The sequence below is a fragment of the Cohnella cholangitidis genome (assembly GCF_014107495.1).
Lineage (GTDB): Bacteria > Bacillota > Bacilli > Paenibacillales > Paenibacillaceae > Cohnella > Cohnella cholangitidis.
In genome coordinates, this window is record NZ_CP041969.1 from 1,485,001 (window position 1) to 1,511,233 (window position 26,233).

Here is a 26,233-nt window from a genome sequence, read left to right on the forward strand (position 1 = left end):
TTTATTGAGGATCGTGAATTCGCAGGCTAACAGCACAAGCTGTACTCTCTGTTCAAGGGTCTCTCCGCTTGTCGTTAATTCCTCGAACAATTTATAGATGCCCGGATTCACCCTTCTCATTTGCTCCCATACCGTAAGCTCCGGATGCATCCCCTCTTCGACCAGAACGATGTGCGCCCAATAATGAAGCGAAGCCAGTACGTTCGAATAAGCATCCAACACCTGACCGTCCCTAAGGTCTTGTTTCGCTTGCAAATAAGAGCGAACGAACTGTGAAAATTCGCTCAGCAGCTTCTGCTCGCGGATAAGCGGCGACCATTCCATTAAACGATCGCGAAGGCTGGTTAAATAATTGTCGTGGTCGATCAGAATCTCGCCTTGTACTAACCAGTAGATGACATTGCGATTCGGACTGCTGACAATCCAGCTTTCCAGCTTTTCACGAGTTACTCTTCTTACCAGAATACGCGCGTCATTCCATATCCAGTGCTCGGAATCCTTTGTCGAATTCGAAGCATTCGTAATAATGAGAGCCAACCGATCCATTCCGTCAATCAAAGGCTGATAGGAGTACGGATTGGCGATGAGAAGCAGGCTGACTATCCCCTCCTCTTGGCCGAGTTGCTCTAAATAAAACGAATTGTTGTCCAGTGACGCCACATTATTCACATCCTTATTATCTTTACGATCTCATAAGCTCGATGCAAGGTGGTCTGTCCACAAAATGTGAGCTATAATAAAAAATACGAGTATGGTCTAGTTCTACAAGCTATGCCTTGTTTCCTGCTTGCCGGATGGAGCGGCTATCGGCGTGAATTGGAACTGCACCATGTGTTCTTTAAGATGGGAGACAACAACATGAAATGGAAAGCAAGCAAAATATCGACTATGCGGACTTGGGGTCTGTTGCTCGTGCTACTCGGCATGGGCGTAATGGTCTTCGGAACAAGCGGTATTCTTCTGTTCGGCGAAGTCGGCAAAATTATCGCAGCTATCTTCATGGTACTTGGGATGATCAGTTGCTTCATCAGTATGGGGATCTATTTCTGGGTCGGCATGTTATCCACTAGCGCCCCGGTTATCGATTGTCCCGAATGCTCTAAAAGGACCAAAATGTTAGGAACGACGGATCGATGCATGTATTGCCATACGATTCTTACGCTGGATCCTTCCAAAGCTACGGAAGAAGCCGCAGCCAAGGTTCCTTCCGATAATTCCGGGGATACTCCGCTGCAAACCCAATCTTAATAAACCTGTATAACAAAACCTCCGGAGCATTAGCATCCGGAGGTTTTCGTTTTTCATCTATTACTTAGCCCTGCTCTGAAGCACCTTATCCAGAGCTTGCCAAATGTCGTTCGATTCGAATCCGCGCCGCCATGACGCGACTCCGGCCAAGTTGTATTGATTAGCCAGCTTCGCACGGGCTTGGATAGACGCGGCATCCTCGATCCATATTTTTTTGATCGCCTTGCCCTCTTTGAACTCTACATAGCTTTGGCCTGTTTCCTCGGAGTTCGACGGCTTCAGCTTTTTCTCGGCAATCAACTGCTTGACGGCATCCATGCTCATCGTTTTGGAAGAAACTTTGACGCCGCCTTTGCCATCCGGTTCTTCCGTCCATATCCGCGTGTAGTAAGGAACACCCAAGATCAGTTTATCGGACGGGACTCCGTCTTCCTCTAGAATGCGCTTAATGGAGTTTTCTACCCATGGAAGCGAAGAGACCGATCCGGCAACAGGACTCGATGCCCAATGCTCGTCGTAGGCCATAACCATCATAAAATCGACCGTCGTCCCCAACCGCTCTCGATCCAGGAAAGCCGACCACATCTCGCTGTTGGATTTAGGAGTCACGTCTATCGACACGACAAGGTTTTGTTCATGGAGTAGCGGCGTTAACTCTCTCATGAACTGCACTAAATTATCTTTGTCCTTCGTATATACGTTTTCGAAGTCGATGTTAACTCCTTGCAGCTTGAAAGTTTTCGCGTAAGCCAACATCTGTTGAATCATAGCAAATCGAGATTCGTACGAAGCTAGCGCTGCTTGCGTGCGATCCGGTTCGAATCCATTGCTGAACAGCCCCCATACTTGAATGCCTTTGGAGCGTGCCCATGCCGAGTAACCCGCATCGGCTTTGCTTCGGATGTTGCCTTTGCCGTCGATCAGTTCAAACCAAGTCGGACTAACTACGTTAACGCCGGTAAGCTCTCCGATTTTCTTAGTGTCGGGATTCGCGGAGTATACGGCTTCCCAAGTCAAATTAATTCTTTGGCCGCTGCTCTTCCACGCGACAAAAGGCTCCTCGGTTGACGAGTTCGGCGGAATCGTCTCGATGGCCAACAAAGAAACCGCGCTCTTAGCCACGTATCCGATATGTCCCGTTTTCGATTGCGCCTTGTACCAGCCTTCTTCCTCTCCCCATAGCCGTAAATCTGCTCCGGCAGGCAAATCTTCAATAATAGCGAAGGATTTATTAGGACCTTCTCGTAACTTGATACCCTTGCTGGATTTATCGGGCACTTTCGCATGTTGAATGGCTTCTCCGGGCACGAAGAGCGATACGATGCCGGCAGGCTGTCCGACTTCCGCTTTTACGCCGAACAATTCCGTGAGCGGAGCCGCCGGCAAATAAAGAGTACCGTCCACTTTTTTCGCGGCGAACGCAGGGAAAACGGCTTTCGGTTCAGAGTAGCATCCAATTCGCCCGTTTTGAAATGCAGAACTTTCGTATCCGTCGTCAGAACGATGGTCTCGGACTTCTCCTCGTAATGAACTCCGTCTCCCAACAACCGCTCGGCTATTTTCAAGGGAATAAGCAACCCGTCTTCGGTTCCTTGGGCATTAACTTCGGTCCATTCCCCTTTGATCATAATCGGGGATGGACTCTCGATATATTTAGGCTGAACATATGACGTATTCGCCGAATGGGATGCTCTCCACCAAATGACGGCCACTGCCGCCACTACGAAGATTAACAAGAAGAACATCCACCTGCCGGATCTTTTACGCGAACGGCGCGGTCCGGCCACCAAATCGGAATTCAATTCCATTCACTCTCCGTTTCTGTTGCTCTGGATGCAACGCTTGTCCTCTTAAAAAGAACGGCTTTGCGGGCTGAAAAGTTGCTAAACTCAAAAAGCACGCCAAGGCGTTAATCCCCGCGTGCTTTTTTTAGATAAGTTAACTGAAATTAGGAATGCAAACCTCTGCACGTCGGGCAGAGCCCGTATATTTCCAGCCGATGACCGATGACGCTAAAGCCGGTTGAGGCTGCAGCTGCCCTCTCCACTTCAATGACCGGGGGATGATCGAAATCGACGATCGTGCCGCAGTTCGTGCAAGTGACATGGTAATGGTCGGACATATCGGCATCAAAGCGACTCGAATCATCTCCATAAGTCAGCTCACGAACGAGTCCGGCGTCTACGAATACCTTCAAATTGTTATAAACCGTTGCCACGCTCAAACTCGGATACTGCGGAGACAGCGCACGATAAATATCGTCGGCAGTCGGATGCGAGAACGATTCCATAAGATATTGTAATATTGCGTATCGTTGCGGAGTCATCCGGACACCGCCGGATTTGAGCTGGTCCACGGCATGCTCGACCTTGGATTCCATGCTCTCACAGCCTTTCGTATAACATCTGCGTGTAGAATATAAAGATATCTATATTCTACGTTTCGTGATTGAACATTGTCAATGGAAGATCAATCCCGAGATGCGCGACTGCGATTAATTCCCTTTCCGATGATGCCCGCGGCCTTCCCAGAACCAAAGTCCCACTCCCGCGCCGATCAGCACGATTGCACCGAACATGGAACCGAAGGAATTGAACAACCAATTCGTCCAATTCGTACCCGACAAGAGAAGAATGACGACTCCTGAACCCGCTAATAACAATATTCCCGTAGGAGGAACGCTGCGTCCTTGACTACCTTCAACGGCTGGCTTAACCACGTTCTCCGTCCAGACGTTAGGCGTCGCAACCGGCGATCCGGAAGCGGCTCTCCCCATAGCTTTGCGTTCATTCACCGCATCCGTGCTTTGGATGGCATCGAACAAGCTGTAGAAATAGATGATAAGAAGAACAAAGCTCAACAAAACGATAAACAACACGTTGTCGCCCTCGATAGCGGCATATACGATCGAAGTGATATCGAACGCGACGAGCAGCATGATCGCTACGGCTTTAACCATTAACCCTAAATACATATGCCCAATACCCGGTACTAAAAACGCCAAGAGCCCGGATATCCATTTTCTTTTTCTGCCGGGTAGCTTGTGTCCTTGCGAATAGCCGCTAGGAACCGCGTATCCCGGCCATTGCTCCTGTTGCTGATGCTGCCGATGCTTATATGGCTCATGCTGCAATCTATCGCCTTCGTCCGGGCTCGGCGGCAGCGGATATTCGTTGTTATTCCAATCCCCTGTCTCTTTCATCCCAATTCCTCCAACTTCGTTATTCCGCTGCTACGGACTTTACTCCAGCCATGCGATTGAATTCTTCTGCCAGCGCCATCATCTGCTCCCTATGCGGAAGAACGACGGTGATAACCATCCCTTGATGTTTGGCGTCGACGCTTACTTCATGATCTTCCGGGCCTACGAATCGAACTTTAAGCAACTTTACTCCACGTTGGTTTAGAAGCGCCTGTATGTTCTCGACTCGAGGCGATTCGCCGTTCAGCATTAGCGTAAAGGTACATTCTCGCCGGTTGTTTACATACCGCTTTTCAACGATATTTAGTCCCCACAAGATAAGCAGCACCATTACCGCCGATACGACGGCAGGCAAATAAAAACCCGCTCCGACCGTTAATCCTACGGCCATAACTACCCACACCGATGCCGCTGTCGTTAATCCCGTAATCGATTTTCCGGTAAACAGAATGGTCCCCGCACCTAGAAATCCTACTCCGGTAATAACCTGCGCGGCGAGGCGAGCAGGATCGAGCCGAACATTCGGTTCGCCCACGAAATCGGCAAATCCATACATGGAAAGAATCATAAGCAAACAAGAGCCCAAACATACCAAAGTGTGGGTTCGTAAGCCCGCCGCATGATTTTTCCGTTCTCTTTCATATCCGACTAACCCTCCGAGCAAGACGGATAAGAGTAGGCGGATGACAAGATGCACGCTGTCAATTACCCAAGGATTGTGCATTGGCATCCCTTTCATCGTTTCAATTTTTATCATTGTATCACGGTAGAATTTGACCATACAATGGTTTTCGGACGGGGGTAAACCTAGGCTCAGGTCGGAGTTGTCTCGCCGGAAGGCAAACGAATAAGCTTAACCATCTCGATTCCCTCTATCGGACTGAATGTCATCCGACGAGCAAAACCAAAGCGCTCATACAAAGCGATCGCGGGCAGGTTGCGAATTTCCGCCGTAACGGACCAGACGCAAAACTTCAGCTTTTCCGTTGTCAGAAGATGCCGTAGCAAAAGCGTTCCGATCCCTTGACGCATGAAGTCGGGGTGCACCATCATTCTGCTAATCGTATATTCGCTTGATCGGATACGTTCGTACGCAACGGCGCCGACGAGATCTCCCTCTTCGTTACGGTACCCGATGAAGGTCTCGCCGCAAGCTTGCAACGATTGAATCGTATCCTGCAGCGGTGGCAAATCGGGTACGCCGATCAAAGCAGCCTCGACGCGATAAGCCGGATGCTGCAACTCCCATACTTCCTCCGCTTCTTCCCGGCGCTGGATCTCTATCCCCACAATCCCCATCCTATAGCCTACCTTTCTTAGCATTACCGGCTGCCGCCGTCGTGAACAAAACGACAAATCCGCACTATGCGAATTTGCCGTTTTCTTGATGTTTTATGCATTTAAGCGCTCCACCAGAAGCTTGTTCACAAGCCCCGGGTTCGCTTTGCCCTTCGTTTCTTTCATGATTTGTCCGACAAGGAAGCCGATCGCCTTCTCTTTGCCGTTACGGAAATCTTCGACCGATTGCGGATTGGCGGCAATGACGGCGTCGACGATCGAGAGAATGGCGCCTTCGTCGCTAATTTGCACGAGCCCCTGCTCTTCGACGATTTGTTGCGGCGATTTCCCCGTTTCGATCAGGCCTTTGAATACCGTTTTGGCGATTTTCGTACTGATCGTACCTTTCTCGATTAGCTGAATCATCTCGCCCAAACCTTGGCCGGTAATCTTAACGTCGCCGAGCTCCAAGTTATTGGCGTTCAAATAACCGAGCAAATCTCCCATGATCCAGTTAGCGGACGCTTTCGCATCGCTAGTATGCTTCAAGCTCTCCTCGAAGAAATCCGCAAGCTTCATGGATGCGGTCAGGACGCCGGCATCGTAAGACGATAAGCCGTATTGCTGGATGTACCGCGCTTGCCGCGCATCCGGCAATTCCGGAATCGAAGCCCGAACCCTGGCTTTCCACTCGGCGTCGATATGTAGGCGAACGAGATCCGGATCAGGGAAATAACGATAATCATGCGCCTCTTCTTTGCCGCGCATGCTGATCGTTTTTCCTTGCGCCTCGTCCCACCGACGCGTCTCTTGCACGACCGTGCCGCCGCTGTCGAGCACATCCGCTTGACGCAGCTCCTCGTACTCGAGACCGCGCTGAACGCCCCGGAAGGAGTTCATATTTTTCAATTCCGCGCGGGTTCCGAACTTCTCTTGCCCGTATGGACGAATACTAATGTTGGCGTCGCAACGCAGGCTGCCTTCTTCCATCTTCACGTCTGAGACGTCGATAATATTGCATGATGGCTCTTAGTTTCTCCAGATAAGCTTTCGCTTCTTCCGGGGAACGGATGTCCGGCTCGGATACGATCTCGACAAGCGGCGTTCCGACGCGGTTTAAATCGACTAAGGAACCATAGCCCCCTTCGATATGCGTCAGCTTGCCGGCGTCCTCCTCCAAGTGAAGGCGAGTGATGCCGATCCGTTTCGTTTGGCCGTTCACCTCGATGTCGATCCAACCGTTCTGTCCGATCGGTTGGTCGTATTGCGAAATTTGGTAGGCTTTGGGCGAATCGGGATAAAAATAGTTTTTACGGTCGAATTTGCACCATTCCGCGATTTCGCAGTTGATCGCCATCGCGGCCTTCATCGCGTATTCTACCGCTTGACGGTTAAGGACTGGCAATACTCCGGGATGGCCTAAGCATACCGGACATGTGTGCGTGTTGGGCGGCGCGCCGAAAGAAGTCGAGCACCCGCAGAAAATTTTCGATTTCGTATGCAGTTCGACGTGTACCTCAAGGCCGACGACCGTTTCATATTTGGACATGTTGTGCTCCTCCTAAGACAGTGCCGGACGCAGGTCATGGAACCCGGTTTGGCTTTCGAATGCGTGTGCCGCTCTCAATACCGTCCGCTCGTCGAACGGCTTGCCGATGATTTGCAGACCGACGGGCAAACCGTCAGCCGATCCGCAAGGAATGCTGATCGCCGGCACTCCCGCCAAGCTGACGGGAATCGTGCAAATATCGTTTAAATACATCGTAAGCGGATCTCCGACTTGCGCTCCCAATTTGAACGCGGGAGTCGGCGCTGTAGGCCCGATAATCAAGTCGTATTTCTCGAACGCATTGTCGAAGTCTTGCTTGATCAACGTACGCACTTGCTGGGCTTTCTTATAATAAGCGTCATAATAACCCGAGCTTAACGCATAAGTACCTAACATGATCCGGCGTTTCACTTCCGGACCGAAGCCTTCGCTGCGGGAACGACGATACAGATCGATTAAATTAGCCGGATTGTCCGCGCGAACTCCGTAGCGCACGCCGTCGAACCGGGCCAGATTGGAGGATGCTTCGGAAGAAGCCAGCAAATAATAAGTCGCAATCGCGTATTCCGTATGCGGTAGGGATATTTCCTCCCATGCGGCGCCCATCGATTCGAACACTTTCAGCGCCTCCAACACGCGTTCCTTCACTTGAGGATCGATGCCTTGACCTAAATATTCTTTAGGAACGCCGATTCGCAAGCCTTTGACATCTCCGGTCAACGCGGACAAATAGTCGGGAATGTCGACTTTAGCCGAAGTGGTGTCTCTCTCGTCATGGCCTGCGATCGCTTGCAGGACATATGCGGAATCTTCCACGTTTTTCGTGATCGGACCGATCTGGTCGAGCGAAGACGCGAACGCGACTAACCCGAAACGGGAAACGAGGCCGTACGTCGGCTTCAGTCCGACAACGCCGCAATACGCGGCAGGCTGGCGAATAGATCCTCCCGTATCGGAACCTAAAGTAAAGTATACTTGACCGGCCGCGACGGCAGCCGCGGAGCCACCGCTAGAGCCCCCCGGTACGCGCTCTAAATCCCATGGGTTGCGAACCGGATGGTATGCGGAATTCTCGTTGGATCCGCCCATCGCGAATTCGTCCATGTTGAGCTTGCCGATCGTGACGGACTGCGCGGCGCGCAGTTTCGTAACGACCGTTGCGTCGTAAATCGGATCGTGGTTTTCCAGAAACTTGCTTCCGCAAGTCGTGCGCAAGCCTTCCGTGACGATGTTATCCTTAATGCCTGCAGGCACGCCGAATAACAAGCCCCGTTCTCCGCCAGCTGCGAGCTGCGCATCGAGAGCTTCCGCTTCTTTGCGCGCTCCCGCTTCATTCAAGGCAAGAAAAGCGCCAATCTTGTCGTCCGTATCGGAAATCCGTTTAATGGATTGCTCCACCAGTTCGGCAACGGATAATTGTTTATTTTGAAGACGATTATGTAGTTCCGCCAATCTCAAATCAAAAACCGACATGCTTGCTCCTCCTAATCTTTATTCCAGAACCGCAGGCACTTTGAACTGCCAGTCCTCTTCTTCCGGAGCGTTGAGAAGTACTTTCTCAATTGGCCAAGAAGGTTTAACGACGTCTTCCCTCATCACGTTGGCGAGAGGCAATACGTGGCTCGTCGGCTCAATGCCGTCCGTGTCCAGTTGGTCTAATTTATCGGCATATTTCAGAATCGCGTTCAATTGTCCGGTGAATTGTTCCTTCTCCGCATCGGACAGCTCAAGACGCGCCAAATTGGCAACATGCTCGACATCTTTGATCGTAATGCTCATGTTTGCATAACCCTCCTTATTTCCGCATATCCGCTCATTCTTTTCATTATATCGGACAAACTAAGGGAACTCAATGACGGGTAAATGCTTTAGGGGTTCGGAAAACGGTTAAAATAAGACGACAAACGTCCACGTAAGGAGGAATTAAGATGCCCCGTTACCATAGCGCGATAAGTTCCGCTCCATTAAGGGATTACGGGCTCGTAGAATTCGCGGCGGACGATCCGGCAATTCTTGAAACCTTATATGAAGCGATAAAAGAATGCACATCTTCGCATAACGATAAGCCTTCTCTTACGCTACGCTACGACGATCAACGGCCGCTGCTTAAGCTGATGAGCAAGCTGCAGAGGAAAATAGAGACTCCGGAAGCTCAGAAAGTGCAATGTCGGATCTCGTACGACAGCGATGATTCGGAATCGGAAGAAGCAAGCATCGAGAACGATAAAGCCGGTTGGATCGCGTTGTCCGAGTTATTCGGCGAAGTCGGCGGACGGAGCGTCTCCGATTATATTTTGTATCGGTTGTTCACGACTTATTTGCAGCCTATCGTACAGCCGAGCGGCAATATTGTCGGCTATGAATTTTTGCTGCGTCCGTTGCCGGAACAACCGCCGTTTCGCCCGGCGGAGCTATTCCGCACCGCCAGAAGAATCGGGCAACACGCTTATTTGGATAGAGCCGCCAGACATTCGGCGATTCGGCTGGGGGCATCGCATTTGCCGTCCGGCATGAAGCGATTCGTCAATTTCCTCCCCTCTTCCTTGCATCAGCCGGCCGCTTGCCTCAAAGGCACGTTCGAGACGATCAAGGAATCCGGCACCGACCCGCGGGATTACGTATTCGAAGTGATGGAGTCCGAGCCGCTTGACGACCCTAGATTAAAAAGCGTTTTTGACGCGTATCGCAACGAAGGGGTAAATCTTGCTTTAGACGACGTTGGCGCGGGGTTTGCGACTTTGGATATCGTGGACCGGTTACAGCCCGACTACGTCAAAATGGACCGAAGATGGGTCAGCCAATGCGACGCGGACCCGAAGAAACAGCGATATATCGACCGGCTGCTGGAACGCGTTTCCCGGTTTCACGGCGTTGTTCTGGCCGAAGGCGTGGAACGGCAAGAGGAATGGGATTACCTGAAAAATGCAGGCGTCCCTCTGTTTCAAGGCTATTTGTTCGGACGGGCGATGCCGGTTCCTAGCGAAACGGCGGTCGGAGTCAATTAAGAATAGAAAAAAGCACCGAAAGTCTCTTGAAGCATGAGAACTTCGGTGCCTATTTTATTAAATCCAAGCTTTCAAGTTGACTTGCCGAATAAATTCCTCGCGGCTCAGTACTTCTTTGCTCGCTTCTTCGACAGGTTCCTCTTCTTCCTTGCCGCCGTTCATGATTCGCTTAAACAGCTCCTCGTTCCGGGTAACCAAGGCGAAGTCGATCAGGGCTTCTCTTTCAATGCGGTCGACTTCGAGCTCTATCAAAGTTTCTTCTAATTCAATATCTTCACCTGGCACGTAAAATTGTCTATTAGCTTTCGGTACCCGAATAATATAATCGAACGCGCTGTCGTTGTTACGGTCATAAGCGATTACATACCCATACTCGCCCACGGGCAAATTTTGCTCGAACCGATCATCCACGATGATGATTTTCTCTCCCAGCTTCAGCATACCGATTCTCCCCTTCCCATGTTTCAGGTAATAATACTATCCTACTAGAAAATCATTACCTTATGCAAATGGAGTCGTATTTAGGCTGTCTATGAGAGTAATCTATCCTTTTTTCCTTAAGCCCGCTCCTTTTGCCGCAACCGTTAACAGCGTCGCGATGCAGATCCCCGTAACGATAGCGGAGCCTGCCCAGCTCGGCGAACTTCCCGTCGCCAGCTTGGAGATCGCCGCGGCGTCAAGTCCGGACGGCAGCCAAGAAAGCTTGTTATCGAATAGGCCATGAACCAACTGCAGAACGATCGCGCCGCCAAAGGTAATGAAAGCGGCAGCCGCGGGAGAACGAAGCAAGGCGCTGGTCATAATCGTAACCGTACCGATGAACACGAGCCAGATATAGTACAAAAACGCGGAGATAAGGGCGTCTCCCGAATTCGGAACGCCGATTAATAGATTCGTGTAGTACCACGATCCGCCAAACCCTAGACCGAACGCAATCGCGACGATCAGGCAAAGCACGACCCATTTGGATGCCACATAAGCCAACGGGGAGACGGGTTTGACGAGAATCCAATCCGCGGTGCCGTTTCGCTTCTCTCCGGCAATCGTTCCCATGAACGCCAGACATACGGCCAGCAATCCTACCGTTCCGAACTGGCTGATCGTTTGTCCCAATACCTCCCCGGGCGTTGGAACCGGGATTTGGATAAGCGTGCCTTCAGGCAGATTGCCGGCGGAAGCAAGGATGTCCGGCATGAACTTCGCCGTAAGCGGCTGAAGGAGTCCTAGCAAGAGGAATACCGCCGGCAACCAAATCAATTTAGCCGTACGAAGGGCTTCGCGCCATTCTTTGTGAAGCAATATTCCGAAGCCGCTCATGCCTGCACCGCCTCAACGAACCATTGCTCTAACGATTTGCGGCTAACCTCGAAGGTCAGCAGTTTTACTCCTTCATCCAAGGCGCTTCGCAGTACCTTATCCCTTACGGAATCCATTTCGTCCGTGTGAACGCGGCATTGGCACTTCCCGCCTTCCACCTTCGTCACGCCCTGAATCCGCCCGATTCTTCCGAGCCAATTATTCGCTGCTTCTCCTTCTTCTACGACGATATTCAAGTAGGGGTCTCCCGCGGTTTGGCGCAACTGTTCGATCTCCCCCTGCATCATGACTCGGCCGCGATTCATTAAGATCAGCTCATCGCAAACCTGCTCCGCGTCGTGAAGAACGTGGGTGGAGAGCACGATCGTCATCTCCCGCTTCCAATTGTCCAGCATCGTGAGCACGTCACGTCTTCCTATCGGATCCAAAGCGGAAACAGGCTCGTCCAACAGAAGCAAGCGTGGACGATGAACGACGGCTTGAGCCAGCCCCAGACGCTGCTTCATTCCTCCGGAATAGCCGGAAACGCGACGATTCGCTGCTTCTTTCAACCCTGCCGCCTCCAGCAATTCTTTGCCGCGCTCCGCCGCCTCCTTGGAGGATAAGCCGCATAACCTGCCGGCGGTAACCATCGTTTCGAATCCGGTCAACCAACCGAAAAACGCGGGATGCTGCGGGAGGAACCCCATCCAGCGTCGCCTGTCCGAGCTTAGATCGCTATTCATGACGAGCGTGCCGGACGTCGGATCCAACAAACCCGCTAACAGGGATAACGTCGTCGTTTTACCCGCTCCGTTAGGCCCCAGCAAGGCGATGCAACGATTCTCGCCGATGACGAAGCTGGCTTGGCTGAGCGCATCTGTTTTTCCGTATCTGCGAGATAATCCTTCTGCCTTTAGAAGATTCATAGTCATCTCTCCTTCCTTCCGAACGCGAAAAATAAGATCGGTCCAACGATATTAACGAGAACGATCACCAGAACCCATACCCACTTCTTCCCTCGAACGGAATCCATCCGGAATAAATACGTCAATGCCGTCACCAGCAAAATAAGCTGTATGAGGACTACCGGAAGCAATATTTTTAATAGATCTAATTTATCCATCGTTGGTCCCTCCATCCTTTAGTCTGTTATTTCCTTCGGCTTCAAGCTTGCGTTTGCGGTTTTTCCACCACTGCAACAGCAAGTATACGAGCGTTGGACACGGAAACTGGGTCAATCCCCATAGTCCCCAGAACCATGCCTTTCCTCCCCGGCTTCGGGCATGCACGAACAGTCCGGTGCTCTGCGCCAGCAACAGAAGTCCGAGAAAAGTCCACAGCCACCAGTTCCCCTGCATGGATGCTTCAGTCATAGGTCGACGCCCCTTTGCGCCAAGAAGCTTTAAATTCGTTAATCGCCAGGGGAATACCGACGATGACGGATATCCCTTGCAGCAGCCAAAACCACACCGATATTCCCGAACCGAGGAAAAGAACGCCGCCCGAAACAAGCGGCACCGCGACCGACCAGAAGAGGAGTAAATCTCGCCATAAGCGTCGCCTCGTAACTTGACGTTGTCTATGGACTAGGGATTCCCATACGTCTAGCGGCGCCGGATTAACGGAATAGGTTTTCTCTAGCGCTTCCCAATCTCTGCGCAAATCCGCAATGAGTTTATTATCCTGATCTTGATCAGTAGGCTTCATCCTTGACTCGCTCCTCTCGGATTTTTCGAATAACGTAATGAACTCTTGATTTGACCGTTCCTGGCGGCAGGGATATCATCTCTCCGATTTCCTCGTAGGTGTATCCGTAATAATGCTTGAGCACAAGAGGAATTCGGTCTTCATTCGCGAGCTTCTCCAGGCTCGACAGCAGCTCGCTCCATTCCGCCCCCCGCGATTCCGTTTCCCATTGCAAAGCGGATATTTGGGATTGCTGCTTCAAGCTTTCGTGTTCCCTTTTGCGTTTACGAAGGAAATCGAGATACAATCTCGTACCGATCGTAATGAGCCATGACGAGAACTTAGAGCTGCCGTCGTATCTATCGATCTTCTCGATCGCCCGAATCATCGTCTCCTGGGTGATATCCTCCGCGAGAGTTCGGTTCATCGTCGCTTTGAGTAAATAGTGAAACACGATTCCGTAATGCTCCCGGAGCAACGAAGGCAACTCGGCAGGCGAGATTCGTCCGTTGCGGGAGTGGTTCGGAGTGGATTTCGGCATAAGGTTTGACTCCCGCCTCCTTCTGAAATTCGCGTGGTTCTCAATGGGTGCAATTAATACGTTTCCCGACCGCGAATCGTTCAACCCTAAATAAAAAAACAACGATAACCATTTTCTGGGTACCGTTGTCGAGAGAATGCAGGAAATTCTCAGGGCAATGCATAAATCTTCTCCGGAGACACCGTTAATGCCTTGCAGCCGAATTCCGTAATCAGATACGTGTTCTCTACGCCGACGACGCCTCGTCCCGGAAACGTGAATTTGGGTTCGACGGCGATCGTCATTCCGGGTTCCAACGGAGCTCGAAAACCTTTGGCAAGCACCGGCCATTCGTCGATCTCGAGTCCGATCCCATGCCCCAGGAATTTAACTTGGTCGCGGCCAAACCCCATGAAATGCTCCGACAATCCCGCGGCCTTCGCCATCTCTACGGCTTGGAAATAAATCTCCTCGGGGATACCGCCCGGACGAAGCGACCGCTCGCTGATCCTCATGATCTCCGCGGCGGTATCGTAAGCGGCGCGAAGATCGGGGTCTAGCTCTCCTATCACGGCCGTACGCGTCTGGTCGATCACGTATCCGTCGACGCAGCAGCCGATATCGATCAGTATCGGTTCATTGCGGCCGATCGGGCGAAGGCTAACGCTCTTCGGGGAGGCCGGGGACAACCCCCTCCCCCCCGCGGGACCATCGAAATACGAAGGCTCCGCCGCCGCTTCTCCCGAAGCGACGATACCGGTCATAATCTCTTGGTTGTAATTGCGCATCCTCATTAATCCAATGTGCTCGTTCCTTCGAATCGAGTATTCGATAACGGACATCAATTCCAACTCCGTCATGCCTTCTCGCAAGCTGGCTAAGCCCGTCTCGAGAGCAACCGCAACGACCTCGGCCGCGCGGGAAATCCGCTCGATCTCGTAGGGAGACTTTACGCTTCGAACGTTCCTCAGAATGGCGGACGCATCGGCCAATCGCGCCCGAGGAATCGCATCGGCAAGCCTAAGGTACAATTGAGCGGGCATCACGTCCAGATCGGCTCCCAATAGAGGCAGTTCGCCCGATGGTTCCCCTAATTCGGGGTAATCGGCTTCTAACTGCATTCCGAATGAACGAAACGAGCCTAGCTCGACGGTTCTCACTCGCGATTCTTTGAGCGCCCGTTCCATGCTTCTTCGGACGTAATAGGTAGGCTCGCCCTCTACGGGCATGAACAGATAACCGGTTTGCATCGAACCCGTGAAATAGTAAATCCCGACGTTCTGCGATACCAAACAGCCTTTCATTCCGCACTCGTCTAATTTTTGTTGCAACCTGAGCTTACGATTCAACCACTCGTCTTGCGGTGGGAATTGATGCATATATTTGGCGCCCCTTTATCTTCTATCCTTCTTCACGTACTCATTACAACAAAGATGCGGCATGACGTCAACCGAATGGGGGAGCGAACCTCGTTGAGGTAACGGGGCTAAGGAATAACGGCACCGCGTGCCGTTATTCATTCGGGAAATATTAGTTTGGATGATATAACGGCACCGCGTGCCGTTATTCATTCGGGAAATGGTAGTTTGGGTGATATAACGGCACCGCGTGCCGTTATTCATTCGGGAAATGGTAGTTTGGATGATATAACGGCACCGCGTGCCGTTATTCCTTCGGGAAATGGTAGTTTGCTTTTCAAATCAAAAGGAGCCGTCTCATCGGTACCGATACTGACCGAATGGGATAGCTCCTCCGACTATAGCTTGCTAATAACCTATCAGAATACCAATTCCGCCGCCCCCTTTAAGTCCCACTCTACGGGAGCGAGTACTCCGAATAGACGTGGATACTTTACGTGGACGATTAACACGACGCCCGGTCGGTCTAGCGTCACTTCATAGTCATAGAGGGGATTGCGATACGTGAACGGGAAATCCGAATCCTCGTTAATGATCTCGAAGGCAAGTACTTCGACGGCTTCCCGAAGGAAGCTATCCGGCAATGGCTGCAGTTCCGCATCTAACGACAAATTGTGCTGCAAATAGGTCAGAGTAGCTTCTTCCGCTAACTCGGATTGAATAGAGATAACGCCCATCTCCAGCTTGTCCCGGTCTAACTGTTGGGCAGCGGCATGCGCAGCGCGGTCAACCGCTCGCTTAGCGTCATGCACCGTCCCCATCGCCACTTCTTCGTCGATCTGCAACGCATGGAGCATCCACCACACTACGATCATAAGCACGCTGAACACAAGCTTGGCCATAGTCCCGTCTGCTCCTTGTTATCGGCTGGGGACATACTCGCTCATTTTCATCCCGCCGCCGGCGATTCTAGCCTCATCGGACGGAGGCGTTACCCCGATCAAACGATCGATGTCGAGCAAATTGTCGTACGGATACGTAATACGTAGACGAATCCCGACTCCCCGTAGCAAGGGCGAGGCAGCATTGTCGGCGTCGGCTCCCGACGTGGAGGTCACTTCATATCGAAGAGAAGACGCAGTAAACCCGTATTGCGACAGCCTGTCCCTTGATTCCGCAACCATTCCCCCGTCAATGTACCCGTATCTCCCGCTAGCGCCGACTTCCAGCAAGTAGTCCGCTTCTTGTTGTAACAGGGCCTGCCGGATGACGAGCACGTGTTTATAAATCGGAGAGAACATCAACCAACAAAACAACGCGGCGAACAGCAAAAATACTAACAGTTGTTTCACGGACTGATTCGGGATATGTGATCCGCCATACGCCCGCCCGATGTTTGAATCAGCTCATCCGTGCCCCCGGTCCCCTGCGTAATAGAGCTATACAGTAAAACGACTGTAACGATCAACAGCATTGTCATTAACAGCTGTCGCATGGCATCCTCTCTTCCTTTCCGCTTAAGGCGCAAGATTCCCGAGCGTCGTGTTCGCCGAGTTGCCGTGCGTTTCAATACGCGCTCGCGTTCCCGTATTATCTTGAGCCACGATCGTATTAAACAATAAAGCCACTACGATTAACATCATGACCGTAATCAGAATGTTCCTCATCCAAACACCTCCTTCCTACGGGCTGAGGGCGTCAAAAAGCTTAGCCGCTTCTTGGACCCAGGGGTACAGAAAAATTTGGAACGTATACAAAATCGGAATACCAGCCAGTACGAACAAGAGATAGGAAGTCGTCTCTTTGCGGCTATCCTTGGCAAGCTCTATCTGCGATTTATAATCCCGTACCACTTCACGGAGCATATCGTAGATCTCGTCGCTTTCGTTCATGCGCAGGGAGCGCAAACTTTCGGCAAATCCGTAGGCCTCGTCGGTTCCTAACCGTTCCTTGAACCGTTTCAGAGCGGCATCGGCATCGTGATACCATTCGTTCAGCAACAGCCCCATTTCGCTTCGAATGTACCGGGTTAGACCGAGACATTTCATGAGCTTGCCGTGAAGATGCTGCCTTGAACCCGTGTAATACAATAGTTGGCTGCTAACGGCCACGATCTCGCGCCTTATTCGGTCCGTCCGGTAGCGCCGGATGGATTGAAGCCACATCCGATCGAATGCCGCCAAGCCGATTATGATCAAGAGCGCAATTAGCATATTCCAGGCAAGTACGGCCGAAAGCTGTCCCCTATCTTGCATTACGTACGCAATTCCACCGATAAAAGGAAGCGCGAATAACGAGCATCGGCGATAAGCCAAGTACGACTCCGGAGGATAACGTATTCCGCATCCCGCTAGCAGCATCCGTCTCTCTTGCAGGCTTACGCTTTCCCTGTCCGTCCTCCATATTCGAAGCCACCATAGAGGCATCCTCCTATCGCGCCAGCCCTTCAGATGGATTCGCCAGCGATTGCGGGGAACGAACCAAAACCTCAAAATGACGGATATACCGGCAAAGATGAGCGCAAACTGGACAAACCCGCCAATTCCGACTGTGAGTGTCTGCACGTAATCGTTCACGATCGGTCACCTCGTCCTCTATATTTTTCTCCTGGACAGATAAAGCCCCATCATAAACGATCCGAACAACAGCACGAGCGCATTAAGAAGCATCCCTCTCCCTCCGGAATCCAAAATGTAATAGCGATAACTTCCTTCCGGATTCAACCGAAAGTTCACCCCCATGAACAGCGCTAAGAACAATACCGGCGTAAAGTTAGCCATTCGAATCTCGAGCAACCGGTGGCGTTCCAATTGATTCGCCATTTGGGCTTTGCGCATATCCGAGATGAGTTCCTTCAGGTTATCCGCAACGTTGTTTCCTTCTTCGATCGCCACTTTAAGAATGCTTCCGAAATAATCCGCCCAAGCGTTGCCGAACGACAACGAAAACCGACGTAAACTACCCTCATCGTCCCCCTTGACCGATAAATTCCGATAGAGCTGTTCGAACACCGATTGTACTTCGCCGGGCAGACGACGCTCTTCCACCGTTTTCTGCAGGGCAACCCGAACGTGCCGGCAACCAGTAATCAGGTAACTCTGGTAGAACAGTTCCACGGCGGGCAAGAACTCCAATCTTGTCGCCATTTGCCTGTTGATCAACGACATGCGAAGCAGCAAATAAGGCAAGCAGCTTAGCACGCCAAACAAAATGATTACAGAACGAAAGGACTGAAACACCAGTACCCCCGCGACGATACCCATCATCCCCATTGCCAACGAACAAGTCGCGAGACCTTGCGGCTTCATGCGCCACCCCATCGCTAACAGCAGATCGGAAACATGCTGATGGGGTTTGCTTAAACGCGTCCAACTCTGCAGCGGATCCCATTTCCAACGGCTGACTTTCATCGCTTTGAGCCGTCGTTTACGAGATTGGGTATCCCACCATGCCAGCAATCCAAACCGGAAACTTACGAACAACAATAGAAAGAGCAATCCGATCAAGGATACGATGGCTAGCTTCATCATTTAACGCTGCCTCCTGAAGGGGATATTCCAATCGGCCGATTGCCTTCGGGAGAGATTCTGGCCATTTTCCGCAACGCTTTGTCCGAGAAAGATTCGGGAAAAGTCCACTGTCCCGTTGCCTCATCGTATCGAACCAAATCCCTGACCCTGACCGCTCCGTTGCACCATTCGAACTCTCCTACCCTGACGAGCTTCCGCACTCCTTGAACCATGCGCATCTCGAACCCGATATGCGTGACATGCTCCGTAATGCGCCGAATCATCGAGATCGGATTCATTCCCCGGCCATCGAGCATGCACATGTCCGTGATCGTGTCGGGGACGTCCTCCAAGCCGTTGGCATGTACGGAAGTGATGCTCCCTTCATGACCGCGGGTACAAGCACGAACGTAAATGTTGGCGTCTTCATCCCGTATTTCCGCGTGACAGATACGCTGAGGGGATTGCCTTAACGCCAGCTTGAACGCTTGACGGGGTCCGTGAAGAGGATCATCCTCGTCGGATTCGTACTCCACGACGTTCTTGTCCGGGAAGTCTCTGGCAAGCATCAGTTCATATCGGCTTTCGATCGTTACGATTCTCTCTTCGTCGGGCATCGCGGAGATAAGCGCCTTAATCAGATGAGTTTTACCGGTATTCGTCGCGCCGATCACGACCATATTCAATCGGCTGCGCACGATGACAAGCAGAAGCTCGCGCACCCGGTCATCCATCGTCAGATATTCCGGGCTGCATAACGTTTCGAGATTGAACCGTTTTACCGTATACAGACGAATCGTTAACGTTGGCTGTGCCGTAAACCCGAAGCCCGTCAAAGTGACGCGGGAGCCATCCAACAGCAACACCTCCGCCCATCTTTTACGCGGGTTGATCCTATCGTTATTGAATAGCACTAGATTCTGTTGAATTCTCTCGACATGACTCAGTTCCTGAAACCGATAAGATGAGGCCGTCGCCTTGCCGTCCCTCACTTCGAAAATTCGGGTGCCGACGACTTGCACCTCTTCCAAGCCTTCCCGGTTACGGAGCACAAGCTCGAGCATGTTCATCCCGATGACTTCCGCGAACAAAGCCTCCGCCAATGTCGCATAGGGCAAGTTACCGAAAGAAACATGCTGCAGCCTTTTGCGGATGATCCAATCGGAAATGATCGCGAGCATCTCCGCTCTCTCCTGGGGAAAGCCGATAACCGCCCGATTAAGCTTCTCGGCATATCGCCGCCGCTCCTCTTCGCTCCAGCCTCTCGGAGTCGCCAGCATATGGCGGACTTCTTCCGTATACGACCGCAAGCTAGCCAAACCATCCGAACCATCGCTAGTCGCTATAGCCGACCTATTAATCGAAGTCTGCAAGTCGGCCGCATAACCGGTAGTAGAAAACCGTTTAGCGGCGCGATCGGCGCTCAACGGTCCCTCCGCCTATGAATCATCAATCTTCTGAGCCACGGACGATCGGTTTTTTGCAGCCTTTGCGCCCAATTCAACCGATTAAGCAGGGGATTGGCCACCGCGTCGAAGGCTGCGGCATTCCTCTCTTCTGCCGCCAGCCATTCATCCAACCTGCCGCTATCCAACTGAAGATGCACGCTCTCCAGCAACTTCAGCTCCGTAAACTCGGTACAACCGGTTTCCTTGCGAATTTCCTTCATTCGAAACCCTCCCGTCGTTCGATGATTACTATGCAGCAATACCAATTGAAACTGCTCGGGCGCCATTCCGAATTGCGAACCGACTTGGCCGGTCCAGCGATGAATATCCTCTTGAAAATGGCTCAAGCTGTCCGTCGTCACTAAAAATCGGTCGTCCGCTTCTCTCATCGCGCATACGGTCGCCGCATTGTCCCAATAGGCGCTCACGTCCGCGATCGTTAAATCGAATGCTTCCCTGGAGGCCGCCAACAACCTTTCCATATCTTCCGGTTCGTAGTACTCCGCCTGCTCCCTCGCCATATTGCCGAACAAGACGTGTAAGCCGCCAAGCTTAGGAGAACGAAATGCGTATTGCCGCAATTTGTCGCCGGATAAAGTACCCGCTCTTAATTCCGGCCTTACGCCATCCAGGGTGACGTCGGGTTTGTCTACGCCCAAATACAAATGCGTTTTGGCGCTTTTCAAATTGAGGCACAAATACCCTACTTTACGTCCCGTTAACGCCGCGATGCGATAGGCCGTTCCGAATGCCGTCAAAGATGTGCCGATATTAGGCGTCGAACCCGCGAATGCCGCCAATCTTCCCGACATTATCGTTCATCCTCCTTAATAGACGAAGCCTGAAAAGCGATAATGAGCTTAGCTGTTCCGCCTTTGCACGCGGTATCTAGCGCAAGCCATTGGTCTTCGGTCAAATTCAAATTGATGGCATCGATCGTCCCGTTAGCATCCCGCCTAGACGTATACATCCCTTCTTTGTCATCGTTAGCCATGGACAGCAGGTTCGGATTTTTCGGATTGTCGATCTCCAAGTTCGCCGCGGTTTTGACGGCCGCAACCCTCACGGCATCCGCATACAGCTTGCGGGAAACCGTAGCCTCATCAGACAGATAGACGACCACCTCATCTCCGGCGCGGATCCCGTTGGAAACCGATTTGACGTATTCCCTCGGAATTTGAAAGGTCGATTGTCCCGCGCCGGGCAACAAGCGATACTTGTCTACTTTCCATCGCAGAACGGGCTCATTCCCGCCCAGGGGAATGGAAGTTTCCATTCCGACCGCTTCCGACAAGTCCGTCATCATCTCCGCCGACACGGCCGAGCGAGGCAAAGCCAGCAAGGTCAAATGATCCGTTTCCAACTTTGTCCCGGTCCCGATAAATTGCTTGGGAACGACAACCTTCGTCGTTTCTTCCAATCGAATATGTTTTAACTGAAGCGAGTAAACGCCGTACACGAGCAAACCCGATATCACCGCGGCCGACAAACTGATTGCCGCGCTTCTGCGCCTGTTCATTCCCTCACCCTCTTTTCCGGAAATAAAAAAACGCAGGCGGAAGAGGACAATTCCTCTATCGCCTGCGTTCTTCGCAGCGAACAATAGCCTATATGGGCTTGACAAGGCTCACTATATCAAATGCTAGCAGGAGTGTAAAGCCTTTTTTGACATTTCCATGCGGAATTCCCTTTTATCTGACAAAAGGATTCTCTTTCCGCTCTTCCCCGATGGTCGTCTCCGGCCCGTGTCCGGGCAGAACGAGAACGTCCTCGGGCAATACATAGAGCTTCTCCCGAATCGAGCGGTATAGCTGGTCCTGATTGCCTCCCGGCAGATCCGTGCGTCCGATCGACCTGCGGAACAAGGCATCTCCGGCAAACAAGAGATCGCCCACCAAGAAGCTCACGCTGCCGGGAGAGTGACCCGGGGTATGCTTCACGAGGAAGCTTTCCCCGATCAGCTCCAGCAATTGGCCATCCTCCAAGAACCGGTCCGGCAAATCCGTCGTAATCGGCGGCGTTACGTCCGTCCAACGACTGGAACCGTTTTTCCCCGCATCGGTCAACCATTCTTTCTCCGCCGAATGGAGATAGACCGGACAGCCATACCGTTTACGTATCGCATCCACTCCGCCGATGTGGTCGAAATGGGCATGCGTAAGGAGAATCGCTTCCACTTTTAATCCGTCTAACTTGCGCAATAGAGCTCCGTCCGGCATACCCGGATCAATAACCACGGCATGCGTGCGCTCCGAGTTTACGACTACGTAAGCATTCGTCTGTAGCGCCCCTAACGGGTAACGTTGAAAAGTCAGCATCGGTTATCGACCTCAGACCCCGGACAATATTTCGCGAATTTCCTGCAAAATAACCGTCTGATAGCCGGTACCCTCTCCGTAGCGCTGTCCCATCTCTTGTCTTGCGACCGCGATCTTCTCTTGATAGTCCGGCGCTTCGCGATCGGGATTCGCCGCTTTGAAGGCGTTCATGACTTCTTGAACGTGTTTCGGGCGAGCGCCCCATTTGCCAAGCAGATGCCCGCCGGTATCGATGAACAGAACGACCGGAATCGCTCGGCCTCCCATCGTCAGATGCTGATCCATCAAATCCAGATGCTCCTCCATGATCAGCACTTCCGTCGGGATTCCCGCTTTCTCCATCGCTTGGAACACGACAGGCACGTTGCGAACGACGTCGCCGCACCATTCGGCTGCCAGAATCATGCAACGCAGATCGTCGCGGTTGTTCAAAGAATCGTAGAACTCCTCCAATTCCGCGTCATTCCATTGGAATTGGTCATGCCAGGACTTGAAAGCATCTTGGTTCTTGGCCATGCCGTCAATGAACTGACGTGGCGTAAGGCCTTTATGTAATTTGCTCGCGATCAATTGGCTCATGCTTATTTCCCCTCACTTGTTCGAATCTGTTTAATATTTTAGATGCTTTTGCCTCTTTTGCGCAAATATTGATACAGGAAGTATACGACTAACAGGGCAAGGGCGATCAGAATCGCCGGTTGGACATACTTGGACGCCTCTTGATCGATCGTTTCCCACTTCTCGCCAAGGGTAAATCCGAGCCATACGAACAAAATCGACCAAGGAATGGAAGCCAGTACGGTTAGCCACGTAAACTGCCACAGACTCATTCGCGCCATCCCGGCCGGAATGGACACGACCTGGCGCATGACGGGTACGAACCGTCCCGTGAATACGATCATCGGTCCGTATTTGTCAAACCACTTTTCCGCGATGTCGATATGCTTCGACTTCAAGTGCAAGTACTTCCCGAACTTATCCAGGAACGGCCTGCCTCCATATCGGCCGATCGCATAGAGCAACCATTGCTGAAGGATGGCCCCGATCACTCCGCAAATGACGGCGACCGGAAAGGAGATAATGTCTTGGAACACAAGATAACCCGCGTAGCCGAGCACGATTTCGCTTGGAATCACTTCAATCGCAAGTCCGATAATAATGCCCCAGTAGCCTAAACTCTCAATCCAAACCAGAATCTGGGCCAACCATTCGTGCAACGTATCCATCATGGCATAAACCTGCTTTCTCCCCTTAATGACCGTCTCTATTCTAGCATAACCCGGCGGCCTCGTTCCAGTTATACGAAGCTCATGCGAAATCGTTGCGGGCTTGTCATGAGAGGACGGGCCCACGCATACACTGCCATAGGTGGACAAAGTTGAAGAGGAGAGAGCGGAATGAGTAAAATCGTTGTGCTTAACAAAAAAAAGATTCAGTTGTACGCGGTAATCGCGGCTGTCGTCATCCTTGCCGGCGCTTATATCGGTTGGCAGCAGTCCAAGCCTGTACTTGCCCCTACGGTAAGCGACAACACGCAAATCTTTCATCTGACCACGGGAGAATTCTCGGCTATGTCGGACAGCGGCAAGAAACTGGAAACCTATCTCTTCTATCCGGGAACCGTCGTAGTTAAAAAAGACGTACCCGTTGAATTGCGGATTTCCGGCATTAACGGCCAATCCCATCCGTTCGTCATCGAGGGATTGAATATTTCCGGGGAAATCAACAAAGGAAAAACGACAGTCGTACGATTTACTCCTAAGGATGCCGGAATCTACACCATCCTTTGCCAAACCCACGCCGATCCGAAAACCGGCGGGCCCATGGTCGGCTATCTGGTCGTACAATGACGAGTGACCTCCTCTTTCTCCCGTGCATAGGGTATGGGAAGAGAGGCAAGGTGAATCCGGATGAAGATGTTCCAAGAAAAGCATTCCTCCCCGCTTCCGACTCCGAGAAGCATTCGCAGGGCATGCGGGAACGAGCTTTATCGCACGGTTAAAAGACTGAAACAACATATCCCCGCCCCCTTGGTTAAACAAGCAGAGGAGTTGTACGTGAAACGCGTCATCGGAAATTTGATGTGGATCGCGGAAAACCGGAGCAATCGCAAAGCTCTGGCCGACTGGTGGGACGAGGAGATAAGCGGGGAAATCGCGGAGCTGTGGAACGTGGATCAAGCGAGGCTGAAACAAGCGTTTCGCGACGCCTTCGGAGGATAAACAAAAAAAAACAAACGGTTGGGACAGACTTGCTGCCCGACCGTTTGTTTTTTTATTGCCGGCAGCTTCTCCCTCGATTATCCGATGACCGCGAAAACCTCCACGCCCGCGGGAATCGTACGGGTACGGAACAAAATCCCGTTGTTGTTGAACAATCGGAGCGTGAAAGGAACATTCGTTAAAGTGCGAATGTTATTAAACCGAACGACCCCGAATCGATCGAAGCGCGCCGTAGATACTAGAGTGCTCCCGCGCGACAGGCGCGCGAAAAATCCGGTCGTATCGAAAGGAACGCCGTTGTTCTGCACCCAAACGACGGTCAGGCGGGAAAAGGTCGGATTGCTTCCGGTGCCGGACGAACGAGAATTGACTTTAGTGCGCTTAATTACTCTGGACTTAAGGGAACCCCCCAGCAACGGTTTGGAACGTCGAACAACCATGAAATCACTCCTTTGCCGCTTTTGCTTCATTGTATGTGGCAAACGAGCCGCGCATCACGGACATCCCCCCATCCGCTCGTCCATTTTCCCCCGAATCCGCGCTTGTCCGAACGATTCTCCGCGTAAACAAATAAACAGGCCTGTATAAGGCCTGCCGAGTAATCGTTATTGTCCGGAGTTAACCGTTACCGCTGCCGAAGGAGCGTTTTTTTCCTAAATCCCGCCGCGTTTGAGCATGCTTCTCCACCTGTTGTCGCAAGATCAGAGCTCTGAGCGGACGGAGCATTTCCGGCTCAAGCACTTGCATTTTGGCTCCCCAGTGCAAGCGATCCTCTTGTCTCTCCCGACGGACGATTTCCAACTCGCAGTTAAAGTCGAAGCCGATCTCCACTTTCGCCTTCAATCGAGATTTCGTCACCAAATGAGGAGCGTCTTGTCCGGAAAAGCTAATACCCGCGATGCTAATATCATGAATCGTGAGGGCAACCGATTGATCTAACGCAAGCTCTTCGCCCGAGTCGCTTAACACATGAAAAATATGGGCATTTCCGTTAATTTCCACTCGCGGGTGCTCGCGTCTCTCTTTGAAACGCTTCTGCACCTCTGGCGGTTGAAGCAATGCGATCGCGCTTCGTATTTCGCAAAGACGATCGAAGGCATGGATTGGATGCCGGCAGGCGAATATACGGTCAGCTTCACGGTTTCCCCTAGCTCGAACTGATCGAATTCAGGAAGCTCTACTTCGAAGAGTTCCCCTTCCACATGGGTCATCACGCCGGTCGTAACGAAATTTTTGCCTTCCACGACGGTCCGGCAATGGAGCAGCACGTTTAACGGAAGCAAATCCTTGTCCAACTCGGACAGCATGACTTTATTGTCCCCGGCTTGAGTCATCCCGCCAAACCACCTTTCTAGCGTCCTGATTGATAGAAAACAGACTGCCTCCCATTGGAAGCAGCCTGATTCGCCTGAATAGCCCTCGCGGAACCTTCGGCAGCCAGGCTGTCATCGTTCGCGAGAACATTAGACCCTGTGGCTTTGCGTCCTTGCTTTTCAGCAAGTTTGCCCTTAACGAAAACGTTTCAACTGGTAAGATTGTACCATATTACGAGTTAACGCGACATCTATTTCTCTATGATCCGATCAAAAAA

Annotated in this window: 36 protein-coding genes, 1 pseudogene and 1 riboswitch (1 of these 38 cut by a window edge); of the genes and pseudogenes, 4 read left to right on the plus strand and 33 right to left on the minus strand. The window is 51.8% G+C overall.

The window, feature by feature from the left end; translation table 11 throughout:
• Positions 1 to 660 carry the 5' portion of a nucleotidyltransferase-like protein gene (locus FPL14_RS07340; RefSeq protein ID WP_229263825.1) on the minus strand. Its footprint begins 237 nt before the window's first position, so 660 of the gene's 897 nt are visible here — the first part of the coding sequence; the start codon lies at positions 658 to 660; the stop codon falls past the left edge of the window.
• Between the two features lie 198 nt (positions 661 to 858).
• On the opposite strand from FPL14_RS07340, the gene FPL14_RS07345 reads away from it, so the two are divergent.
• A complete protein-coding gene (locus FPL14_RS07345) occupies positions 859 to 1,248 on the plus strand; it encodes a DUF2614 family zinc ribbon-containing protein (protein ID WP_182303897.1) in 390 nt (129 codons plus the stop codon).
• Between the two features lie 60 nt (positions 1,249 to 1,308).
• Here FPL14_RS07345 and FPL14_RS07350 read toward each other — a convergent pair whose 3' ends face one another.
• The 9 genes and pseudogenes from FPL14_RS07350 to gatC form a co-directional block, all read right to left on the minus strand.
• Entirely contained in the window at positions 1,309 to 2,652 is a 1,344-nt protein-coding gene (locus FPL14_RS07350; protein ID WP_229263826.1) for a glycosyl hydrolase family 18 protein, read from the minus strand.
• Positions 2,598 to 3,056, minus strand: coding sequence for a stalk domain-containing protein (locus tag FPL14_RS29805; RefSeq protein ID WP_229263827.1), 459 nt, complete (start codon positions 3,054 to 3,056; stop codon positions 2,598 to 2,600). The genes FPL14_RS07350 and FPL14_RS29805 overlap by 55 nt, the downstream gene beginning before the upstream one ends.
• Before the next feature lie 140 nt (positions 3,057 to 3,196).
• Positions 3,197 to 3,628, minus strand: coding sequence for a Fur family transcriptional regulator (locus FPL14_RS07355; RefSeq protein ID WP_182302374.1), 432 nt, complete (start codon positions 3,626 to 3,628; stop codon positions 3,197 to 3,199).
• A gap of 114 nt (positions 3,629 to 3,742) precedes the next feature.
• The gene (locus FPL14_RS07360; protein WP_182302375.1) at positions 3,743 to 4,450 is read right to left on the minus strand and encodes a hypothetical protein; all 708 of its coding nucleotides are present in this window, start codon (positions 4,448 to 4,450) and stop codon (positions 3,743 to 3,745) included.
• 19 nt (positions 4,451 to 4,469) lie between these two features.
• A complete protein-coding gene (locus tag FPL14_RS07365; protein WP_182302376.1) occupies positions 4,470 to 5,174 on the minus strand; it encodes an MgtC/SapB family protein in 705 nt (234 codons plus the stop codon).
• 89 nt (positions 5,175 to 5,263) lie between these two features.
• Entirely contained in the window at positions 5,264 to 5,740 is a 477-nt protein-coding gene (locus FPL14_RS07370; protein WP_182302377.1) for a GNAT family N-acetyltransferase, read from the minus strand.
• A 102-nt stretch (positions 5,741 to 5,842) separates the two neighbouring features.
• Positions 5,843 to 7,277, minus strand: a pseudogene (gatB, locus tag FPL14_RS07375) (Asp-tRNA(Asn)/Glu-tRNA(Gln) amidotransferase subunit GatB).
• 12 nt (positions 7,278 to 7,289) lie between these two features.
• Positions 7,290 to 8,750, minus strand: coding sequence for an Asp-tRNA(Asn)/Glu-tRNA(Gln) amidotransferase subunit GatA (gene gatA, locus FPL14_RS07380; protein ID WP_182302378.1), 1,461 nt, complete (start codon positions 8,748 to 8,750; stop codon positions 7,290 to 7,292).
• An 18-nt stretch (positions 8,751 to 8,768) separates the two neighbouring features.
• Positions 8,769 to 9,056 carry an Asp-tRNA(Asn)/Glu-tRNA(Gln) amidotransferase subunit GatC gene (gene gatC / locus FPL14_RS07385; protein WP_182302379.1) on the minus strand — a complete coding sequence of 96 codons (288 nt, stop codon included), beginning with the start codon at positions 9,054 to 9,056 and terminating at the stop codon, positions 8,769 to 8,771.
• A gap of 149 nt (positions 9,057 to 9,205) precedes the next feature.
• Here gatC and FPL14_RS07390 point away from each other — a divergent pair, with 149 nt between their 5' ends.
• Entirely contained in the window at positions 9,206 to 10,282 is a 1,077-nt protein-coding gene (locus FPL14_RS07390) for an EAL domain-containing protein (protein ID WP_182302380.1), read from the plus strand.
• Between the two features lie 57 nt (positions 10,283 to 10,339).
• Here FPL14_RS07390 and FPL14_RS07395 read toward each other — a convergent pair whose 3' ends face one another.
• From FPL14_RS07395 to FPL14_RS07490, 20 genes are all read right to left on the minus strand, one after another.
• Complete coding sequence (locus tag FPL14_RS07395; protein ID WP_182302381.1) at positions 10,340 to 10,723, minus strand: ATPase; 384 nt, start codon at positions 10,721 to 10,723, stop codon at positions 10,340 to 10,342.
• Between the two features lie 102 nt (positions 10,724 to 10,825).
• Positions 10,826 to 11,599 (minus strand): ABC transporter permease, encoded by a 774-nt coding sequence (locus tag FPL14_RS07400; RefSeq protein WP_182302382.1) that lies wholly within the window; start codon positions 11,597 to 11,599, stop codon positions 10,826 to 10,828.
• Positions 11,596 to 12,507: an ABC transporter ATP-binding protein gene (locus FPL14_RS07405; protein ID WP_182302383.1), complete on the minus strand. Its 912-nt coding sequence runs from the start codon at positions 12,505 to 12,507 to the stop codon at positions 11,596 to 11,598. The genes FPL14_RS07400 and FPL14_RS07405 overlap by 4 nt, the downstream gene beginning before the upstream one ends.
• A 2-nt stretch (positions 12,508 to 12,509) precedes the next feature.
• The gene (locus tag FPL14_RS07410) at positions 12,510 to 12,704 is read right to left on the minus strand and encodes a PLDc N-terminal domain-containing protein (RefSeq protein WP_182302384.1); all 195 of its coding nucleotides are present in this window, start codon (positions 12,702 to 12,704) and stop codon (positions 12,510 to 12,512) included.
• The gene (locus FPL14_RS07415) at positions 12,697 to 12,954 is read right to left on the minus strand and encodes a transcriptional regulator (protein WP_182302385.1); all 258 of its coding nucleotides are present in this window, start codon (positions 12,952 to 12,954) and stop codon (positions 12,697 to 12,699) included. Before FPL14_RS07415 ends, FPL14_RS07410 begins: the two co-directional genes overlap by 8 nt.
• Positions 12,947 to 13,288: a DUF5345 family protein gene (locus tag FPL14_RS07420; protein WP_182302386.1), complete on the minus strand. Its 342-nt coding sequence runs from the start codon at positions 13,286 to 13,288 to the stop codon at positions 12,947 to 12,949. Before FPL14_RS07420 ends, FPL14_RS07415 begins: the two co-directional genes overlap by 8 nt.
• Positions 13,275 to 13,808 carry an RNA polymerase sigma factor SigY gene (sigY, locus tag FPL14_RS07425; RefSeq protein ID WP_182302387.1) on the minus strand — a complete coding sequence of 178 codons (534 nt, stop codon included), beginning with the start codon at positions 13,806 to 13,808 and terminating at the stop codon, positions 13,275 to 13,277. Before sigY ends, FPL14_RS07420 begins: the two co-directional genes overlap by 14 nt.
• Positions 13,809 to 13,957: 149 nt before the next feature.
• A complete protein-coding gene (locus FPL14_RS07430; RefSeq protein WP_182302388.1) occupies positions 13,958 to 15,166 on the minus strand; it encodes a M24 family metallopeptidase in 1,209 nt (402 codons plus the stop codon).
• A gap of 398 nt (positions 15,167 to 15,564) precedes the next feature.
• Entirely contained in the window at positions 15,565 to 16,047 is a 483-nt protein-coding gene (locus FPL14_RS07435) for a hypothetical protein (RefSeq protein WP_182302389.1), read from the minus strand.
• Positions 16,048 to 16,065: 18 nt separating this feature from the next.
• Positions 16,066 to 16,497, minus strand: coding sequence for a hypothetical protein (locus FPL14_RS07440; RefSeq protein ID WP_182302390.1), 432 nt, complete (start codon positions 16,495 to 16,497; stop codon positions 16,066 to 16,068).
• Positions 16,494 to 16,640, minus strand: a complete 147-nt coding sequence (locus FPL14_RS07445; RefSeq protein ID WP_182302391.1) for a hypothetical protein — start codon at positions 16,638 to 16,640, stop codon at positions 16,494 to 16,496. The genes FPL14_RS07440 and FPL14_RS07445 overlap by 4 nt, the downstream gene beginning before the upstream one ends.
• A 22-nt stretch (positions 16,641 to 16,662) precedes the next feature.
• A complete protein-coding gene (locus FPL14_RS07450) occupies positions 16,663 to 16,812 on the minus strand; it encodes a hypothetical protein (protein WP_182302392.1) in 150 nt (49 codons plus the stop codon).
• A gap of 15 nt (positions 16,813 to 16,827) precedes the next feature.
• Positions 16,828 to 17,721, minus strand: coding sequence for a hypothetical protein (locus FPL14_RS07455; protein WP_182302393.1), 894 nt, complete (start codon positions 17,719 to 17,721; stop codon positions 16,828 to 16,830).
• 18 nt (positions 17,722 to 17,739) lie between these two features.
• Positions 17,740 to 18,675 (minus strand): type II secretion system F family protein, encoded by a 936-nt coding sequence (locus FPL14_RS07460; RefSeq protein ID WP_182302394.1) that lies wholly within the window; start codon positions 18,673 to 18,675, stop codon positions 17,740 to 17,742.
• Complete coding sequence (locus tag FPL14_RS07465) at positions 18,672 to 20,081, minus strand: ATPase, T2SS/T4P/T4SS family (RefSeq protein ID WP_182302395.1); 1,410 nt, start codon at positions 20,079 to 20,081, stop codon at positions 18,672 to 18,674. The genes FPL14_RS07460 and FPL14_RS07465 overlap by 4 nt, the downstream gene beginning before the upstream one ends.
• Positions 20,078 to 20,914, minus strand: coding sequence for a CpaE/TadZ family protein (locus FPL14_RS07470; RefSeq protein ID WP_182302396.1), 837 nt, complete (start codon positions 20,912 to 20,914; stop codon positions 20,078 to 20,080). Before FPL14_RS07470 ends, FPL14_RS07465 begins: the two co-directional genes overlap by 4 nt.
• Positions 20,914 to 21,621: a CpaB family protein gene (locus FPL14_RS07475; protein ID WP_182302397.1), complete on the minus strand. Its 708-nt coding sequence runs from the start codon at positions 21,619 to 21,621 to the stop codon at positions 20,914 to 20,916. Before FPL14_RS07475 ends, FPL14_RS07470 begins: the two co-directional genes overlap by 1 nt.
• Before the next feature lie 172 nt (positions 21,622 to 21,793).
• Positions 21,794 to 22,420: an MBL fold metallo-hydrolase gene (locus FPL14_RS07480; RefSeq protein ID WP_182302398.1), complete on the minus strand. Its 627-nt coding sequence runs from the start codon at positions 22,418 to 22,420 to the stop codon at positions 21,794 to 21,796.
• 12 nt (positions 22,421 to 22,432) lie between these two features.
• Positions 22,433 to 22,999, minus strand: a complete 567-nt coding sequence (locus tag FPL14_RS07485) for a thioredoxin family protein (protein ID WP_182302399.1) — start codon at positions 22,997 to 22,999, stop codon at positions 22,433 to 22,435.
• Between the two features lie 38 nt (positions 23,000 to 23,037).
• A complete protein-coding gene (locus FPL14_RS07490) occupies positions 23,038 to 23,646 on the minus strand; it encodes an undecaprenyl phosphate transporter UptA (protein WP_182303898.1) in 609 nt (202 codons plus the stop codon).
• A 171-nt stretch (positions 23,647 to 23,817) separates the two neighbouring features.
• Here FPL14_RS07490 and FPL14_RS07495 point away from each other — a divergent pair, with 171 nt between their 5' ends.
• Positions 23,818 to 24,270, plus strand: a complete 453-nt coding sequence (locus FPL14_RS07495) for a cupredoxin domain-containing protein (protein ID WP_182302400.1) — start codon at positions 23,818 to 23,820, stop codon at positions 24,268 to 24,270.
• A gap of 60 nt (positions 24,271 to 24,330) precedes the next feature.
• Positions 24,331 to 24,642 (plus strand): dehydrogenase, encoded by a 312-nt coding sequence (locus FPL14_RS07500; protein WP_182302401.1) that lies wholly within the window; start codon positions 24,331 to 24,333, stop codon positions 24,640 to 24,642.
• Positions 24,643 to 24,719: 77 nt separating this feature from the next.
• Here FPL14_RS07500 and FPL14_RS07505 read toward each other — a convergent pair whose 3' ends face one another.
• The 3 genes from FPL14_RS07505 to FPL14_RS07515 form a co-directional block, all read right to left on the minus strand.
• On the minus strand, positions 24,720 to 25,082 hold the full coding sequence (locus tag FPL14_RS07505; RefSeq protein WP_182302402.1) for a hypothetical protein: 363 nt from the start codon (positions 25,080 to 25,082) through the stop codon (positions 24,720 to 24,722).
• A gap of 178 nt (positions 25,083 to 25,260) precedes the next feature.
• On the minus strand, positions 25,261 to 25,644 hold the full coding sequence (locus FPL14_RS07510) for a PilZ domain-containing protein (RefSeq protein WP_182302403.1): 384 nt from the start codon (positions 25,642 to 25,644) through the stop codon (positions 25,261 to 25,263).
• Positions 25,605 to 25,976, minus strand: a complete 372-nt coding sequence (locus tag FPL14_RS07515; RefSeq protein WP_182302404.1) for a hypothetical protein — start codon at positions 25,974 to 25,976, stop codon at positions 25,605 to 25,607. Before FPL14_RS07515 ends, FPL14_RS07510 begins: the two co-directional genes overlap by 40 nt.
• Before the next feature lie 95 nt (positions 25,977 to 26,071).
• Positions 26,072 to 26,159, minus strand: a riboswitch (cyclic di-GMP riboswitch).
• Positions 26,160 to 26,233: the final 74 nt, after the last annotated feature.